13 protein-coding genes and 1 tRNA gene are annotated in these 17,436 nt (G+C 55.6%); 10 read left to right on the top strand and 4 right to left on the bottom strand.

The annotated features are described in order from the left end of the window. Positions 1-157 precede the first annotated feature (157 nt). Complete coding sequence (gene yjeM / locus L466_RS00680; protein ID WP_032681883.1) at positions 158-1,657, top strand: glutamate/gamma-aminobutyrate family transporter YjeM; 1,500 nt, start codon at positions 158-160, stop codon at positions 1,655-1,657. Between the two features lie 39 nt (positions 1,658-1,696). On the opposite strand, the gene mscM is transcribed toward yjeM, so the two are convergent. From mscM to rsgA, 3 genes are all read right to left on the bottom strand, one after another. Continuing rightward, entirely contained in the window at positions 1,697-5,020 is a 3,324-nt protein-coding gene (gene mscM / locus L466_RS00685) for a miniconductance mechanosensitive channel MscM (protein WP_025206261.1), read from the bottom strand. 19 nt (positions 5,021-5,039) lie between these two features. Next, positions 5,040-6,008, bottom strand: a complete 969-nt coding sequence (asd, locus tag L466_RS00690) for an archaetidylserine decarboxylase (RefSeq protein ID WP_032681882.1) — start codon at positions 6,006-6,008, stop codon at positions 5,040-5,042. 97 nt (positions 6,009-6,105) lie between these two features. Further along, on the bottom strand, positions 6,106-7,158 hold the full coding sequence (gene rsgA, locus L466_RS00695) for a small ribosomal subunit biogenesis GTPase RsgA (protein WP_032681881.1): 1,053 nt from the start codon (positions 7,156-7,158) through the stop codon (positions 6,106-6,108). Positions 7,159-7,265: 107 nt separating this feature from the next. Here rsgA and orn point away from each other — a divergent pair, with 107 nt between their 5' ends. Beyond that, positions 7,266-7,811: an oligoribonuclease gene (gene orn, locus L466_RS00700; RefSeq protein ID WP_013095280.1), complete on the top strand. Its 546-nt coding sequence runs from the start codon at positions 7,266-7,268 to the stop codon at positions 7,809-7,811. 215 nt (positions 7,812-8,026) lie between these two features. Further along, positions 8,027-8,102 (top strand) — tRNA-Gly (locus L466_RS00705). A 269-nt stretch (positions 8,103-8,371) separates the two neighbouring features. Here L466_RS00705 and queG read toward each other — a convergent pair. Beyond that, positions 8,372-9,511: a tRNA epoxyqueuosine(34) reductase QueG gene (gene queG / locus L466_RS00710; RefSeq protein WP_020882949.1), complete on the bottom strand. Its 1,140-nt coding sequence runs from the start codon at positions 9,509-9,511 to the stop codon at positions 8,372-8,374. On the opposite strand from queG, the gene nnr reads away from it, so the two are divergent. From nnr to hflX, 7 genes are all read left to right on the top strand, one after another. Then, positions 9,510-11,033 (top strand): bifunctional ADP-dependent NAD(P)H-hydrate dehydratase/NAD(P)H-hydrate epimerase, encoded by a 1,524-nt coding sequence (gene nnr / locus L466_RS00715; RefSeq protein ID WP_032681879.1) that lies wholly within the window; start codon positions 9,510-9,512, stop codon positions 11,031-11,033. The genes queG and nnr overlap by 2 nt on opposite strands. Then, positions 11,026-11,487, top strand: a complete 462-nt coding sequence (gene tsaE / locus L466_RS00720) for a tRNA (adenosine(37)-N6)-threonylcarbamoyltransferase complex ATPase subunit type 1 TsaE (RefSeq protein WP_020882947.1) — start codon at positions 11,026-11,028, stop codon at positions 11,485-11,487. Before nnr ends, tsaE begins: the two co-directional genes overlap by 8 nt. 16 nt (positions 11,488-11,503) lie before the next feature. Beyond that, complete coding sequence (gene amiB, locus L466_RS00725; RefSeq protein ID WP_032681878.1) at positions 11,504-12,841, top strand: N-acetylmuramoyl-L-alanine amidase AmiB; 1,338 nt, start codon at positions 11,504-11,506, stop codon at positions 12,839-12,841. Between the two features lie 9 nt (positions 12,842-12,850). Then, positions 12,851-14,695 carry a DNA mismatch repair endonuclease MutL gene (mutL, locus tag L466_RS00730; protein ID WP_032681877.1) on the top strand — a complete coding sequence of 615 codons (1,845 nt, stop codon included), beginning with the start codon at positions 12,851-12,853 and terminating at the stop codon, positions 14,693-14,695. Continuing rightward, positions 14,688-15,638: a tRNA (adenosine(37)-N6)-dimethylallyltransferase MiaA gene (gene miaA / locus L466_RS00735; protein WP_032681876.1), complete on the top strand. Its 951-nt coding sequence runs from the start codon at positions 14,688-14,690 to the stop codon at positions 15,636-15,638. The genes mutL and miaA overlap by 8 nt, the downstream gene beginning before the upstream one ends. Before the next feature lie 85 nt (positions 15,639-15,723). Continuing rightward, positions 15,724-16,035, top strand: coding sequence for an RNA chaperone Hfq (gene hfq / locus L466_RS00740; RefSeq protein WP_014168311.1), 312 nt, complete (start codon positions 15,724-15,726; stop codon positions 16,033-16,035). A gap of 74 nt (positions 16,036-16,109) precedes the next feature. Beyond that, positions 16,110-17,390 carry a ribosome rescue GTPase HflX gene (gene hflX / locus L466_RS00745; protein ID WP_020882944.1) on the top strand — a complete coding sequence of 427 codons (1,281 nt, stop codon included), beginning with the start codon at positions 16,110-16,112 and terminating at the stop codon, positions 17,388-17,390. The last annotated feature ends 46 nt before the right edge of the window (positions 17,391-17,436 follow it).

Here is a 17,436-nt window from a genome sequence, read left to right as displayed (position 1 = left end):
TCTGATGTCAATTAACCTTTCCATTTCCGCACGACAACATTAAAAACTGCCACATTCTCTGTACGCAGGTCTTTTTCTTAATTTGCCCCTAATAGCCACAATATTAGTCTGGTCATCTGCTACCATCCGCGCAGTTTAACTTCCTTTGGATGGCGCTATGTCCCAGTCACTTAAAAAGATGACCCTCACCGGGCTCATCCTGATGATTTTTACCTCCGTCTTTGGCTTTGCCAACAGCCCGTCGGCTTTCTATCTGATGGGCTACAGCGCAACGCCGTTCTACATCGTCTCGGCCCTGTTTTTCTTCATACCGTTTGCGCTGATGATGGCGGAAATGGGGGCGGCCTACCGCAAAGAAGAGGGCGGGATCTATTCCTGGATGAACAACAGCATCGGCCCGCGCTACGCGTTTATCGGCACGTTTATGTGGTTCTCCTCGTATGTGGTCTGGATGGTCAGTACGGCGGCCAAGGTCTGGGTACCGTTTTCGACGTTTGTTTTCGGCAGCGATTACACTCAGGTCTGGTCTTTGGCCGGTCTGAGCTCCACGCAGGTGGTCGGGATTCTGGCCGTCTGCTGGATGGTGGTTGTAACGCTGGTGGCGTCTAAGGGCATCAACAAAATAGCCCGCATTACCGCCGTGGGTGGGATCTCGGTGATGTGCCTGAATCTGGTGCTGCTGGTGGTCAGCATTGCTATTCTGTGCCTGAACGGCGGACATTTCGCTCAGGAGGTGAACTTCGTTTCCTCGCCCAACCCGAGCTATCAGTCCGGGCTCGCTATGCTCTCCTTTGTGGTGTTTGCCATTTTTGCGTACGGCGGTATTGAGGCGGTGGGCGGCCTGGTCGACAAGACCGAGAACCCGGAAAAGAACTTTGCGAAAGGCATTATTTTTGCCGCGATAGTTATCTCCATTGGCTATTCACTGGCAATTTTCCTCTGGGGCGTCAGCAGCAACTGGCAGCAGGTACTCAGCAACAACACCACTAACCTGGGCAACATTACCTATGTGCTGATGAAAAGCCTGGGGATGACGCTGGTACAAGCGATGAATCTGACATCGGAAGCGGCGGCAACGATGGGCGTCTGGTTTGCACGCATCACCGGCTTGTCCATGTTCCTTGCCTATACCGGCGCGTTTTTCACGCTGATTTACTCTCCGTTGAAAGCGATAATTCAGGGCACGCCAAAAGCGCTGTGGCCTGCACGCATGACGCAACTGAATACCGCAGGTATGCCCGCCAACGCCATGTGGATGCAGTGCCTGCTGGTCAGCGTGTTCATTTTGCTGGTGTCGTTTGGTGGGGATACCGCGTCAGCGTTTTATAACAAGCTGACCCTGATGGCGAACGTGTCGATGACGCTGCCTTATCTCTTTCTGAGCCTGGCCTTCCCGTTCTTTAAGGCGAAGGAGGATCTTGAGCGTCCGTTTGTGATTTTCAAAACGCGCGCCGCCACGCTGCTGGCAACCACGGTGGTGGTGCTGGTAGTGGCATTCGCCAACATCTTTACCGTTATTCAGCCGGTGATTGAGGCGAATGACTGGAGTAGCGCACTGTGGATGGTGGGCGGTCCAGTCTTCTTCTCGCTTCTGGCGATGGGGATTTATGAGAATTACCGCCGACGTTCTGTGGCGTTGCTGACGGAAGTGGCGTAGCGGTCAAACATTCCCCTCCCGGAAGGGAGGGGAGAAGGGTTACAGACTTCCTGCCGGGCGTGTGCGCGCCGCTGACGTTAACGTTCTTCCCGTTTTGCGCCCGTCCAGGCTTTCCAGACGCATCTGGAACGGTGGGAACGGCATATCAATGCCGTGCTCACGGAACCCTGCCAGAATCAGCTGGTGGATCTCATGACGCAGTGGCATACGGTGTCCCATTTCGGCGGCGTAAATACGCAGTTCGAAAATCTGGATCCCCTGTTGTAAATCCACCAGGAACACTTCCGGCGCCGGGTTGTCGATCACAAATGAACAGCGCTCCGCGGCGGTGTAGAGGATCTGAGTGACCTCTTCGCTATTGGCATCCGACGGCGCAGGTACCGTCAGCACCACACGCGTGACGGAGTCTGACAGCGACCAGTTGATAAACTGCTCGGTAATAAACGCCTTGTTCGGCACGATGATCTCTTTACGGTCCCAGTCGCTGATCGTGGTGGCGCGCGTGTTGATCCTGGTGATGCTGCCGGTCAAATCGCGGATCGTTACCGTATCGCCAATACGAATCGGTTTTTCGAACAGAATAATCAGGCCAGAGATAAAGTTGGCGAAGATCTCCTGTAAGCCAAACCCTAACCCCACACCAAGTGCCGCCACCAGCCACTGCAGTTTCGACCATTCAATACCAATCATTGAGAAGCCGACCAGCCCGCCAAACAGCATGATCAGATATTTGGTGATGGTGGTAATTGCATATCCCGTCCCCGGGGTTAAATCGAGATGCTGCAGCAGGGCCAGCTCCAGCAGTGCCGGGAAGTTACGCACCAGCTGGGTGGTGATGATCAACACCAGAATGGCAATCAACACCGCGCCTAAGGTAATCGGCTCCAGGCTCTCCACACCTTGTACCGTGGACGTTACGTCCCACAGAGAGATGTTTTCCAGGAAGCCAAACGCGGAGTGAATTTCCGACCACAGGAAGATCACCGACAGCAGGGCAATCAGCATCAGGATGGAGCGTACCAGTCGCAGGGATTGGGTACTGATGGCATCCAGATCCAGCTCGACTTCGTCAGCTTCCGTCGTGCCTTCTGTGCTGTTGACATGGTTTGGCTCTTCCTCGCCACGCGCACGCTGGGCGAGGATCTCTGCCCGCCGGTGCTTGGCACGGTCGAACGCCAGACGGCGGCGCTGGATCAGCATCCAGCGGCGTATCACGTGATACACCACCAGAAGCAGGAACCAGATCGCCACCGAGGTTTCAAGCCTCGCCAGCAGCGCCTTGGCGGTCGCCAGGTAACCCACCGTCGCTGCCAGCATGGCAATCAGCGGTGCGCTCAGCAGCAGGTTCCAGAGCAGCCGGTTGAACATGTTGTCGCCGTTACCGGATTTATCCAGATAGAGCGGGATACCGGCGCGTTTCAGGCTGAGCGTGACAATTGCCAGCGCCCCGCATATCAGCATAAAGCAGAGGCGGCCCAGCGACCCTGAGAATTCCCGATCGTTGAGTTTATCAAACATGATCAGCGCCATAATCAGCGGCACAATCAGTCCGATGCTCATCAGGTAGTAACGCATGGCGCGTGCAACGCGATTACGCGGCCAGCCGAAGTGAGCGATGAACAAACCGTTGGGCCGCGCGAACGTGGCGCAAATCATTACCACCCACAGCAGTGGCACCGTGGCAGTGACGCCATCGCCAATCGCCACCGCGAGCGGGTAGGGCCAGGCTTCCCGCAGGCCATATCCAAGCGTCATCCACAGGACCGGTAGCGGTGAGGCGACGAGAATCGACCAGAAGACGGTGCGTAACGTCAGCCAGAAGTGATCCTGCGTAACTTTCCCCACCCGGGCGCTGGAGCGTTCCAGGAATCGGGTGAAATACCGGCGCGAGTAAATGCTGAAGCCCACCAGAATCAGTGCGGCCAGCAGCGGGAAAATGGTCTCTTTACTGGTGAGCATCATCACGCTGGCCTGGCCCAGCTGGCTGAAGGTATCCAGCGAAATAAGGCGGCGCAGATCCTGAACAATCTCAATCGGCCACGAGAAGGTCATCGGCCGCACGTCGGAGGTCCAGAAGAGATAACGGTGCGTTGCCTCATTCACCTCTTTCAGCGCATCTTCCAGTTGGCTATTAGAGACCTTCAGCTTGGTCAGTTCCAGAATCAGCGTATCCCCGCCCTGGAGCAGGGAGTTCAGCAGTTCACGCTGGGTACGCAACTGGGCTTCCAGAATGCGGTTCTGCTCGCTGGTCAGCGGCTGTCCGTCAGCCTGACGGATCTGGCGGATTTGCGGCTGTTTGTTGAGCAGATCCTCAAAGTGCAGTCGCTGCACGCGCAGCTGAGCCATTTCGGTATCCAGCTGCTGCGGTTTGGGCATTTCCGGCAGGCGTGAGACCTGCGCGCGTAACGCTTCACCCAGCAGGTTTGATGACCCTAGCCATTGGGACTGCTCACGCAACGTGTTAAGCGCCTGGCGGACCTGTAGGGTTTGATTGGTAGCCTGGCGCTGTTGCGAGGCTACCAGATCCATACGCTGCGCCTGTTGGTTCAGCGCCGCAGAGAGCTCGCGGTTGACCTTAAACTGCTCAACGATGCCGCTGGGCAGGTTAGCGCTGTTTTCCGCCAGCAGTTCGGTGCTTTCAAGCGCACGCTCGGCTTCGCGCTGCCGCTGGCTGTTAAGCTGATTACGCAGGGCCTGCAGATATGCATCCAGCTGTTCGCTCTGCTTCTGCGCCAGCTCAGAGCGCATCCGTGACAGCTCCTGGCGGTTATTGGCGGAGAGCTGCGCCAGCTCCAGTTCATCGACAAGGGCTTTGAGGCGAGCAGATTCGGCCTGCAGTCCCAGATTCTGCGCCTGCGCTTGCGGCGTGTTGCCGCTTTGCGTGCCAACGCGACGCTCAACTTCATTAAGCTGGCGGCGGGCATCGGTTTGCTGCTGGGGAAGCTGGCTGAGCGAGTCGGCAATTTCACGCGCCCGCTCCTGCTCCTGCTGAGCCAGACGGCTCTTTTCCAGAAGCTGGCTGCTGACCTGGAGGATCTCCTGATTCAGCGCATCAGAAGACATGTCCGCCGGTATATCGCGCGGTTCATCACGCAGATTACTGAGCTGCGAGCGCAGCGTTTGCGAGAGTTTCGGGAAGTTGTCGATAACCTGCTGATATTGCTGTGCACGCTCAAGGGAGCCTTTTCGCTCCGCAAGCGCGTTCAGGGCGGACTGGAGCGACTCAACGGTCTCTGGCTGAGCGGGTTTTGCCGCTTTTGCCTGCTCCAGTTCCTGGGTTATCTGTTTTGCGTCGGGGGCTGTCGCTGCGTACGCCCCCATGCTGAGGCACCAGGCCATCAGTAGAACGATAATCGGGCGCACGTCAGCGATCCTTCTGTTATTAGCCTTCGTCTTTTTTGTCGTCAACCAGCGGGCTGGCGTCGTGCTCGGCGTCGATCTCTTCTTGGGACAACGGTGCAGGTTCTGACACCGGCGTTACGAAGGTTTCGGTAGAGACGGCCAGCGGCTGACCCAGTTTGGTGACCGACAGGCTTTCAAGCTGTTCGGCCAGCTTAACTTTACCCGGTGCAAACAGGTTGATAACGGTTGAGCCCAGCTTGAAGCGACCCATCTCCTGACCTTTCAGCAGGGCGACAGAGCCTTCTTCTTCGCCGGCAGGCCAGGTCCAGCGCTTGATCACGCCTTCACGTGGTGGGGTGATGGTGCCAGCCCAGACGGTTTCAATGCTGCCGACAATGGTCGCGCCCACCAGAATCTGCGCCATAGGACCGAATTCAGTATCAAACAGGCAAATGACGCGTTCGTTACGGGCGAACAGGTTAGGTACGTTCTGCGCCGTGAGGTGGTTCACGGAGAACAGATCGCCCGGAACGTAGATCATTTCACGCAGGATGCCGTTGCACGGCATGTGCACGCGGTGATAGTCGCGCGGTGAGAGATAGGTGGTCGCGAAGGTCCCGTTACGGAACAGATCCGCCATCAGGTAGTTACCTGCCAGCAACGCTTCCAGGCTGTAGTTATGGCCTTTCGCCTGCAGAATTTTGTCGTCTTCGATGTGACCCAGTTGGCTAATCACGCCATCTGCAGGCATCACCAGCACGTTAGGGTCCGTATTCAGCGGGCGCACGTCGTCGCGCAGTGGGCGGACGAAAAACTCGTTGAAGGTGCGGTAGCTGGCGGTATCCGGCTTCTGCGCCTCTTTCATGTCGACCTTGTAATATTTTACGAAAAGGTCGATGACCAGTTTGGTCAGCCAGCCCGCTCGTTTGCTCGCGCCCCAGCCCGCCAGGCGAGTGAGCCACAGTTTCGGCAGAATGTATTGAAGCGAAAGTTTAAATGAGTTTAACAAGGTAGCCTCCAGGCCATTGTTTTGTCGTTCCTGATCCGGCCGCAAAGCGCCGGAACCTGAAAAAAGGGGACGATTTTAGCGATGCTTAGCTTAGTTGTCAGTTATCAGAATCAGAAAAGTTTTTACGCGTTTTTACCTGATCCATGCTCTCGAGAATGCGGTGGTAGTTTTCAAAGCGGGTCTCCGCTATTTCGCCTTTCTCGACCGCTTCACGGATAGCGCAGCCCGGGTCATTGTCATGTTTACAGTCGCGGTATTTGCAAGCACCTAAATAATCATGGAATTCGACAAATCCGTTGAAGATTTGTTCCGGCTCAAGGTGCCACAAACCGAATTCACGCACGCCCGGGGAGTCAATGACATCGCCGCCGTGCGGGAAGTGATACAGGCGTGACGCGGTCGTGGTGTGCTGGCCCAGGCCAGAAACATCAGACACATCGTTGGTCACGATCTCTTGCTGGAGGCCGAGAAGGTTGTTCAGCAGGCTTGATTTGCCCACACCGGACTGTCCCGCAAAGATGCTGATGCGATCGGTAAGCGCCTCTTCAAGCGGTTTCAGACCATCTTTGGTATAGCTGGAAACCATCAGAACGCGATACCCGATGTTACGGTAGATATCCATCTGCTCGTTGACGAAGTTCATACCGTCTTCATCGAGCAGATCGATTTTGTTAAGTACGATGATCGGTTCAACCTGCAGCGTTTCACAGGCGACAAGGTATCGGTCGATAATATTGAGCGAAAGTTCGGGCAAAATCGCCGAGACGATAACGATCTGGTTAATGTTAGCTGCGATAGGTTTAACCCCGTCGTAGAAATCGGGACGGGTCAGTACCGACGTACGCGCGTGGACCGCCTCAACGATGCCTTTTACCGTGACGCCTTCCGCCGCTTCTTTACCCGGGCGCCAGACCACGCGATCGCCGGTCACCAGAGAACGAATCGTCCGGCGGATGTTGCAGCGGTGAATCTCACCGTTGGCGGATTCCACGTCGGCGTGCATACCGAAACGGCTGATGACGATGCCTTCCATCGGTTCGCCAAACAGGTTGTCGTCGTACTCGACCTTCTCCGAAGTGGTTTTAAGACGGCGCTGGTGATTGGCATTCACACGGCGCTGCTGCCCTTTGGAGAGTTTATTTTTACTCAATCGCGCTGGCTCCTGGTCGCCCGTAAGGGGCAAAACCTCTATGATACACTCTAATTAATACTAGTTAACCTGCTACAGCCGGTTATGCGAGAAGGGTGGAAAATAACATGAGCGCGGATGAAAACAACCTGATTTGGATCGATCTTGAAATGACCGGGCTGGATCCCGAGCGCGATCGCATTATTGAGATTGCAACCCTGGTGACCGATGCCAACCTGAATATTCTGGCGGAAGGGCCGACTATCGCGGTTCATCAGTCCGACGACCAGCTTGCGTTAATGGATGAGTGGAACGTGCGCACCCATACGGGGAGCGGGCTGGTGGAGCGCGTTAAGGCCAGCACCATGGGCGATCGCGAGGCGGAGCTGGCAACGCTTGAGTTTCTGAAACAGTGGGTTCCGGCGGGCAAATCACCTATCTGCGGTAACAGCATCGGTCAGGATCGCCGTTTTCTGTTTAAGTACATGCCGGAGCTGGAATCTTACTTCCATTACCGCTATCTGGATGTGAGCACCCTGAAAGAGCTGGCGCGTCGCTGGAAACCGGAAATCCTGGATGGCTTTAAAAAGCAGGGAACGCATCAGGCCATGGACGATATCCGTGAGTCCGTGGCCGAACTGGCGTATTATCGCGAGAACTTTATTAAGCTGTAATTCAGGCGGTTGCCGGGGGCGTTGCGCGTTACCCGGCCTACAGAACGCATGAATGGTGTAAAAACGTGCAAAGCGATGAATATTCCATCACTTGAACTGAATTTCACAAAAAACGCTTTTAGGGGGGTTGCAGCTAAACGGATTTCTCGTATAATGCGCCTCCCGTAACGACAGAGAAATACACGTTACGACAGCAACAAAAGCAGTGCAAATTTGCGGGAATAGCTCAGTTGGTAGAGCACGACCTTGCCAAGGTCGGGGTCGCGAGTTCGAGTCTCGTTTCCCGCTCCAAATTCTTATCATCTCCAGATTATCCACAGCGGAATGCTTCGTTGGGGACATTTTCTATTGCATCTGAAATACTCTTGTGAACAGAGTTATCCACAGAAGCCCTACTCAGTTACAGACCAGAAGAAAATTAGCAGGGTGAATAATATCTTCGTAACATACTGAATTTAATGAAGTAAATTTCATTTCAAAATGTTATTTAGATCACTTGACCTCATTGCCAGCCCCGATGGCGCTTGAGTTTTTATTTTTATTCACAGGCTGTGAATATATCAAGCATCCCGTACAAGCCCTTTTTCAATCACTCTCACCAGCCGTTGTTTCTTCGGCAGCTGCACCTCGACAACGCAGGCATTGCGCTTCTCGATTTGCTGCGCAATCGCCCATTCTATGTGTTCATCAAGAAGTGGGTGCTCACCTCTGCGACTTTCGAGCGCCTGAATATTGGCTTCATCCCAGGGCGCATTGCCCAGCGCAACGGCGACATTTCGTAGCCAGCGCAGATGCCCAATACGCCGAATGGCGGATCCTTCGGTGACTTTCAGGAACCAGGCCTCACTCCAGGCGAAGAGCTCGATAAGCTGAGGCGCATGAAGCGCTTTACGAGGACTGAAATCGTCTTCATCCGTAAGCTGCGAGTAACGATTCCAGGGGCAGATCAGCTGGCAGTCATCGCAGCCGTAGATACGGTTCCCGATAAGCGGACGGAATTCTTCCGGTATCGCCCCTTCGAGTTCAATGGTGAGATAGGAGATGCAGCGGCGCGCATCCACCGTATAAGGCTCAACGATGGCACCCGTCGGGCAGATGGTCATGCAGGCCACGCAGCGCCCGCAACCTTCCTCTACCGGACCATCTACCGGCAGTGGCAAATCTATGAGCAGTTCACCGAGGAAAAAGAACGATCCGGCATCGCGGCTAAGGATAAGTGAGTGCTTACCTGTCCAGCCAAGCCCGGCTTTTTCTGCTATCGGGCGCTCAAGAACAGGCGCAGAGTCTACAAACGGTCTAAAATTCAGCGACACACAGTGCTGCTGAATAGTTTCCCCGAGTTTTTTTAAACGGTTACGCAGAAGCTTATGGTAATCACGGCCCAGGGCATACCGGCTTACGTAACCGAGAGCGGGATTTTTTAACGTGCGAGCAAACGCCGCGTTGGCGGGCAGGTAGTTCATGCGTACGCTGATGACGCGTAATGTACCGGGTAACAGCTCGTGTGGGCGGGCACGCATCATGCCATGACGCGCCATCCACTCCATTTCGCCATGGTATTGTTTATCCAGCCATGCCTGCAGTTTCGGCTCGCTGGCGGAAAGGTCGGTATCGGTGATACCGACCTTCTGGAAGCCAAGCTCAGCACCCCACTGTTTAATTTTTTGCGCTAATTCATTGAGATCGAGGGGCTGTGACATGACGGACCATACTGTGAAGAAAAACCCCGAAAGTATACCACATTCCATCTGGCATGCGGATGACCTCCGGCACGCCGAAAAAGAGGCCGCAGATAGCCTCGGCATTACCCTGTATGAACTGATGCAACGCGCGGGCGAAGCGGCGTTTAACGTTACCCGCACGGCTTACCCTGAATCGTCGCAATGGCTGATTTTATGCGGACACGGCAATAACGGCGGTGACGGTTATGTCGTCGCCCGCCTGGCGGTTGCCGCCGGGATCCACGTGACGTTGCTGGCGCTGGAGAGCGATAAACCGCTGCCAGAAGAGGCCAGTGCGGCGCGGGAAGCCTGGCTGAACGCGGGCGGTGTTATTCATGCCACCGATATCGTCTGGCCGGAAGAGATTGATGTGATTATTGATGGCCTGCTGGGCACCGGACTACGCAGTGCGCCGCGCGACCCGGTTGCCACCCTGATTGCACGTGCCAATGCCCACAGCGCGCCGGTGGTGGCCCTGGATATACCTTCTGGCCTGATGGCGCAAACCGGCACGACGCCGGGCGCGGTGATTCAGGCCGCGCACACCGTTGCCTTTATCGCCCTGAAACCGGGGCTGCTCACTGGTAAAGCGCGGGATGTCACGGGAACGTTGCACCATAACGCACTGGGGCTGGAGAGCTGGCTTGCCGGGCAGGAAACCCACGTTTCGCGCGTTGATGCTTCGCTGCTGGCACAGTGGCTACCGCCGCGCCGCCCGACGTCCCATAAAGGCGATCACGGCAGGCTGGTGATCATTGGAGGTGACCACGGTACGGCGGGGGCTATCCGCATGACGGGGGAAGCGGCATTGCGTTGCGGTGCCGGTTTAGTGCGGGTGCTGACGCGCATCGAAAATAGTGCGCCAATTATTACGGCCCGTCCGGAGCTGATGGTGCATGAATTGACGCCGCAGTCGCTTGAAGAGAGTCTCGAATGGGCAGATGTCGTGGTCATTGGCCCGGGGCTTGGGCAGCAGGCCTGGGGGAAACAGGCCCTGCAGAAGGTCGAGAATTTTCGTAAACCGATGCTGTGGGATGCCGACGCGCTGAACCTTCTGGCAATCAATCCTGATAAGCGTCACAATCGCATTCTGACGCCGCACCCCGGCGAAGCCGCGCGCCTGCTTAACTGCAGCGTGGCAGAAATTGAAAGCGATCGCTTACTTTCTGCCCGGCGTCTGGTAAAACGTTACGGAGGTGTCGCCGTTCTGAAAGGGGCAGGAACCGTTGTCGCCAGCGACGAGGCGCTGGGCATTGTCGATGCCGGAAATGCGGGCATGGCGAGCGGCGGAATGGGCGATGTGCTTTCCGGCATCATTGGCGCATTGCTTGGACAGAAACTTCCCCTTTATGATGCAGCCTGCGCTGGCTGCGTGGCCCATGGTGTCGCGGCGGATAAGCTGGCGGCACGTTACGGTACACGCGGAATGCTGGCCACCGATCTTTTTTGTACGCTACGGCGTGTTGTTAACCCGGATGTGATTGACGTAGAAAATGACTAATCGAGCGATTTCTTTACCTGATGAACAAGCCACTTTAGATCTTGGCAAACGCGTGGCACAGGCCTGTCAGGGGGCAACCGTCATTTATCTGTATGGTGATTTAGGTGCGGGTAAAACCACCTTCAGCCGGGGTTTTCTGCAGGCGTTAGGCCATAAAGGCAATGTGAAAAGCCCAACCTACACGCTGGTAGAACCGTACACCCTTGAAAATCTCATGGTGTACCACTTTGATTTATACCGCCTTGCGGATCCCGAGGAGCTGGAATTTATGGGGATCCGTGATTATTTTGCCAATGATGCCATCTGCCTGGTGGAGTGGCCGCAACAAGGTGCGGGTGTGTTGCCTGACCCGGATGTCGAAATTCACTTAGATTACCAGGCACAAGGGCGTGAGGCACGCATCAGTGCTGTTTCCTCATCAGGTAGTTCCTTACTGGCGCGTCTGGCCGGTTAAGCGTAGGGATGACGGGATGATTAGTCGCGTTAAAGGTTGGTTATTGGCTACCACGGTGCTGCTGTGCGCGCAGGCCGGGGCGGCAAGCCTGTCGGATATTCAGGTGTCGAACGGCGAAAGCCAGGCCAGGATCACGTTCAGCTTTATGGGCGATCCGGAATATGCTTTTTCACAGCCAGACAGCCACAGCGTGGCGCTGGATATCAAACAAACCGGGGTTATCCAGGGGTTACCGCTCCAGTTCAGCGGCAATAATCTGGTTAAAAGCATTCGTTCCGGCTCGCCAAAAGATAGCCAGTCATTGCGTCTGGTGGTCGACCTAACCGAAAAGGGTAAAACCAGAGCGGTTAAGCAGCAAAACGGTGCGAATTATACGGTGGTCTTTACCATCAACGCTGACGCCCCTCCGCCGCCTCCGCCTCCACCAGTGGTGGCGAAACGCGTGGAAGCGCCGGTTTATACTCCGCGCCCATCTGAACCGGCACGTAATCCGTTTAAAACGGACAGCGACCGCATTACCAGCGTTACCAGCAGCAATACCGTGACGCGGCCGGCGGCCAGCGCACGTCGCGCGGTCAGCGGTGATAAAGTGATTATCGCCATTGATGCGGGGCACGGCGGTCAGGATCCCGGCGCAATTGGCCCGGGCGGTACGCGGGAGAAAAATGTCACCATCGCGGTTGCCCGTAAGCTGCGGACGCTGCTAAATGACGACCCTATGTTTAAAGGCGTGCTGACGCGCGACGGCGATTACTTTATCTCGGTGATGGGCCGCTCGGATGTGGCACGTAAGCAAAATGCCAATTTCCTGGTGTCCATTCATGCGGATGCCGCGCCAAACCGTAACGCCACGGGAGCCTCAGTGTGGGTGCTGTCAAACCGTCGGGCGAACAGTGAAATGGCAAACTGGCTTGAAGAGCACGAGAAACAGTCCGAACTGTTAGGTGGAGCGGGTGATGTGCTGGCAAACAGCCAGGCCGATCCGTATCTCAGCCAGGCGGTGCTGGATTTACAATTCGGTCATTCCCAGCGCGTCGGGTATGATGTCGCCACAAATGTATTGAATCAGCTGCAGGGTATCGGGTCATTGCACAAGCGCCGTCCGGAGCATGCGAGCCTTGGCGTTCTGCGATCGCCGGATATTCCATCGATTCTGGTGGAAACAGGCTTTATCAGTAATAACGCTGAAGAACGCCTGCTGGGCAGCGACAGCTATCAGCAGCAAATTGCCGAAGCGATCTATAACGGTCTGCGTAAATACTTTGATGCGCATCCGCTGCAGTCCGCGCCACAGGGCGGTGCCGCCCAGACGGCCAGCGCAGCGCAGCCAGGTGAGATGACCGCGACCAACTAAGGAGAATTCATGCCGATTCAGGTTCTACCGCCGCAGCTCGCGAACCAAATCGCCGCCGGTGAGGTGGTGGAGCGCCCTGCATCGGTGGTGAAGGAGCTGGTAGAAAACAGCCTTGATGCGGGGGCCACCCGCATTGATATTGATATCGAACGCGGCGGCGCAAAGCTGATTCGCATTCGTGACAACGGCTGTGGAATTAAAAAAGACGAGCTGGCGTTAGCGCTGGCGCGTCATGCCACCAGTAAAATTGCCTCTCTTGATGACCTGGAAGCGATCATCAGCCTCGGTTTTCGCGGGGAAGCGCTGGCCAGTATCAGCTCCGTTTCCCGTCTCACGCTCACCTCCCGTACCGCTGAACAGCAGGAAGCCTGGCAGGCGTACGCCGAAGGGCGTGATATGGACGTGACGATTAAACCAGCGGCGCACCCGGTCGGTACGACGCTGGAAGTGCTGGATCTGTTTTATAACACCCCCGCCCGACGCAAGTTTATGCGTACCGAAAAAACCGAGTTTGGGCATATCGATGAGATCATTCGTCGCATTGCCCTGGCGCGGTTTGACGTGACCATTAACCTTAGCCATAACGGCAAAGTCATGCGCCAGTACCGCGCCGTGGTTGAAGGTGGGCAGAAAGAGCGCCGCTTGGGCGCTATCTGCGGCGTACCGTTCCTCGAGCACGCGCTGGCCATTGAGTGGCAGCATGGCGATTTGGCCATGCGCGGCTGGGTGGCTGACCCCAACGCGAGCAGCGCCGCCTTCGCTGAGATCCAGTATTGCTACGTGAACGGCCGCATGATGCGTGACCGCCTCATCAACCACGCCATTCGTCAGGCCTGTGAAGATAAACTGGGCGCAGATCAGCAACCGGCGTTTGTGCTCTATCTAGAAATCGATCCACACCAGGTGGACGTTAACGTCCATCCTGCCAAGCATGAAGTGCGGTTCCACCAGTCACGTCTGGTGCATGATTTTATCTATCAGGGCGTGCTGAGCGTATTGCAACAGCAGGCTGAACCGACGCTGCCGCTGGAAAAAGAAGAACCCGCCCCGCGCGCGTTTCCGGAAAACCGTGTTGCAGCGGGCCGGAACCATTTTGCTGAACCTGCCGTGGCGCGTGAGCCGGATGCCCCGCGTTTCTCTGCTGCGGGTAGCACACCGCGCCCAACGGGAGCGAACTATCCGAATGCCCAACCTGGCTATCAAAAACAGCAGGGAGCGTTGTACCGGAAATTGCTGGAAACCCCCGCGGTGGAGCGCAAAGCGCCTGTCGCGGTGCCAGCGCCTTCACTGGACGGCCACAGCCAGAGTTTTGGCCGGGTTCTGACGATTATCGCACCGGATATGGCGTTGCTGGAGCGCGAAGGCCACGTGATGCTTCTGGCATTGCCGGTGGCGGAACGCTGGCTTAAACAAGTGCAGCTTACGCCGGGTGAAAACGCGGCCTGTGCGCAACCGCTGCTGATCCCCGTCCGGCTAAAAATATCCCCTGAAGAAACAGGGGTACTGCGTCGCGCAGAGGCCCTGTTGGCGCAGATGGGCATTGAAATGGTGCTCGAACCACAACATGTGACCATTCGCGCAGTGCCTTTACCCTTACGCCAACAAAATTTACAAAACTTGATTCCTGAACTGATAGGCTACCTGGCGCAGCAAACGTCGTTTGATGCCGCCAACACCGCGCAGTGGATCGCCCGCCATCTGGCAAGCGAACATGCGCCGTGGAGTATGGCGCAGGCCATTAGCGTGCTGGCGGAGGTTGAACGCCTTTGTCCGCATCTGGTGAAGACACCGCCAGGTGGGTTATTACAACCTGTTGATTTACAAACGGCGATGAATGCCCTGAAACATGATTGACATAAGCAAGGCGAGCCTGCCAAAGGCGATTTTTTTAATGGGCCCCACGGCCTCCGGCAAAACGGCACTGGCCATTGAGTTGCGTAAAGTTTTGCCTGTAGAGTTGATTAGTGTCGATTCTGCCCTTATCTACCGAGGGATGGACATCGGCACGGCGAAGCCTGACGCAGACGAACTGCGTGCGGCACCGCATCGTTTGCTGGATATTCTCGACCCGGCTCAGGCATACTCCGCAGCGGATTTCCGCCGCGATGCGTTAGCCGAGATGGCCGAGATAACGGCGGCGGGACGTATACCGCTGTTGGTTGGCGGAACCATGCTTTATTTCAAGGCGTTGCTGGAGGGGCTTTCACCTCTGCCATCAGCGGATCCTGAAGTAAGAGCAAAAATTGAGCAGCAGGCGGCAGAGCAGGGATGGGACGTTTTGCATAAGCAACTGGCCGAGATTGACCCGGTTGCCGCAGCACGGATCCATCCAAATGATCCGCAAAGGCTTTCCCGGGCACTGGAAGTTTTTTTCATTTCGGGTAAAACTTTAACGGAACTGACGCAAACGTCAGGAGACGCTCTGCCGTATCAGGTGCATCAGTTCGCCATCGCCCCGGCGAGCCGTGAACTGCTCCATCAACGAATTGAGCAGCGTTTTCATCAGATGTTAGCTTCAGATTTTGAAGCAGAAGTGCGGGCGCTATTTGCCCGTGGAGATTTGCATACGGATATGCCTTCCGTTCGTTGTGTGGGATACCGCCAGATGTGGTCATATCTTGAAGGCGAGATTTCATATGATGAAATGGTTTATCGAGGTGTTTGCGCCACGAGACAGTTAGCGAAGCGCCAGATCACCTGGTTGCGCGGTTGGGACGGTGTTCACTGGTTAGTCAGTGAAAAACCGCAACAGGCGTTAAACGAAGTGATTGAGGTTGTTGGTGATATCGCTCACTGAATGTGTACAATTGAGTCGTATCGTGCGCAATTTTTCAGAATCGCAAGGTTCTAAGTACAAAACAAGCATATAAGGAAAAGATAGAATGGCTAAGGGGCAATCTTTACAAGATCCGTTCCTGAACGCATTGCGTCGGGAACGTGTTCCAGTTTCTATTTATTTGGTGAATGGTATTAAGCTGCAAGGTCAGATTGAATCTTTCGATCAGTTCGTGATCCTGTTGAAAAACACGGTCAGTCAGATGGTCTATAAGCACGCTATTTCTACAGTTGTTCCGTCTCGTCCGGTATCCCATCACAGCAATAACACTGGCGGCGGCACGGGTAGTAACTACCATCATGGCAGCAGCGCGCAGGGTTCTTCTTCTCCTGCGCAGGACAGCGAAGATACCGAATAAGGTTTCGGGCTGTTATCCACACGGGGAGCCAGGGATCCTGCGTTCCCCGCTGATCTTTTTTGAGGAATTTACGCTTGTTTGACCGTTATGATGCCGGTGAGCAGGCGGTGCTGGTACACATCTATTTTACGCAAGACAAAGATATGGAAGACCTCCAGGAGTTTGAATCTCTGGTCTCTTCCGCCGGTGTCGAAGCAATGCAGGTGATTACCGGTAGCCGTAAAGCGCCGCACCCAAAGTATTTTGTTGGTGAAGGTAAAGCAGTTGAAATTGCGGATGCCGTAAAAGCAACCGGCGCGTCAGTCGTGTTGTTTGATCATGCGCTGTCTCCGGCTCAGGAACGTAACCTGGAACGTCTTTGCGAATGCCGTGTTATCGATCGCACGGGTTTGATTTTAGATATTTTCGCTCAACGTGCGCGTACTCACGAAGGTAAGCTGCAGGTTGAGCTGGCGCAGTTGCGCCATCTGGCAACGCGACTTGTGCGTGGCTGGACCCACCTTGAAAGACAAAAGGGCGGGATTGGTTTGCGCGGTCCGGGTGAGACCCAGCTTGAAACCGACCGCCGTCTGTTGCGTGGCCGTATTACCCAGATCCTTTCACGTCTGGAACGCGTTGAAAAACAGCGTGAGCAAGGACGTCGGGCGCGATCGAAAGCTGACATCCCGACGGTGTCGCTGGTGGGGTATACCAACGCCGGTAAATCCACCCTGTTTAACCAGATTACTGAGGCCCAGGTTTATGCCGCAGACCAGCTGTTTGCGACCCTGGACCCCACATTGCGTCGTATTGACGTCGCCGACGTCGGTGAAACGGTGCTGGCGGATACCGTAGGGTTTATCCGTCACCTGCCGCATGACCTGGTGGCTGCGTTTAAAGCCACCCTGCAGGAGACGCGTCAGGCGACCCTGCTGCTGCACGTCATTGATGCTGCAGACGTTCGCTTGCAGGAGAACATCGACGCGGTAAACGTGGTGCTCGACGAGATCGACGCCGACGACATCCCAACGCTGTTGGTGATGAACAAGATCGATATGCTGGAGGATTTTGAGCCGCGTATCGACCGAGATGAAGAGAACAAACCGATTCGGGTCTGGCTTTCCGCTCAGACCGGTATTGGTGTGCCACTGCTTTTCCAGGCTTTGACAGAACGTCTTTCCGGTGAGGTAGCCCAGCACACGCTGCGATTGCCGCCACAGGAAGGCAGGCTGCGCAGCCGGTTTTATCAGCTTCAGGCGATAGAAAAAGAGTGGATGGAGGATGACGGCAGCGTGGGGATGCAGGTGCGTTTGCCGATCGTTGACTGGCGTCGCCTCTGTAAACAAGAACCTGCGCTGGTCGACTATATCGTCTGATCAGAAAGGGGATGCCTGAATAATTCGCCCTTGCATAACAAATATG

It is taken from the genome of Enterobacter sp. BIDMC 30, from assembly GCF_000534355.1.
In the GTDB taxonomy this organism is placed as follows: domain Bacteria; phylum Pseudomonadota; class Gammaproteobacteria; order Enterobacterales; family Enterobacteriaceae; genus Enterobacter; species Enterobacter ludwigii.
Note: the sequence above shows the minus strand (reverse complement) of the source record. Positions and strands in the feature narration are given on the sequence as shown.

Excerpts from the sequence above, each read along its gene's own strand:
- yjeM (WP_032681883.1), top strand. The coding sequence starts at position 158 with ATGTCCCAGTCACTTAAAAAGATGACCCTCACCGGGCTCATCCTGATG.
- orn (WP_013095280.1), top strand. The coding sequence starts at position 7,266 with ATGAGCGCGGATGAAAACAACCTGATTTGGATCGATCTTGAAATGACC.
- nnr (WP_032681879.1), top strand. The coding sequence starts at position 9,510 with ATGACGGACCATACTGTGAAGAAAAACCCCGAAAGTATACCACATTCC.
- queG (WP_020882949.1), bottom strand. The coding sequence starts at position 9,511 with ATGTCACAGCCCCTCGATCTCAATGAATTAGCGCAAAAAATTAAACAG.
- tsaE (WP_020882947.1), top strand. The coding sequence starts at position 11,026 with ATGACTAATCGAGCGATTTCTTTACCTGATGAACAAGCCACTTTAGAT.
- amiB (WP_032681878.1), top strand. The coding sequence starts at position 11,504 with ATGATTAGTCGCGTTAAAGGTTGGTTATTGGCTACCACGGTGCTGCTG.
- mutL (WP_032681877.1), top strand. The coding sequence starts at position 12,851 with ATGCCGATTCAGGTTCTACCGCCGCAGCTCGCGAACCAAATCGCCGCC.
- miaA (WP_032681876.1), top strand. The coding sequence starts at position 14,688 with ATGATTGACATAAGCAAGGCGAGCCTGCCAAAGGCGATTTTTTTAATG.
- hfq (WP_014168311.1), top strand. The coding sequence starts at position 15,724 with ATGGCTAAGGGGCAATCTTTACAAGATCCGTTCCTGAACGCATTGCGT.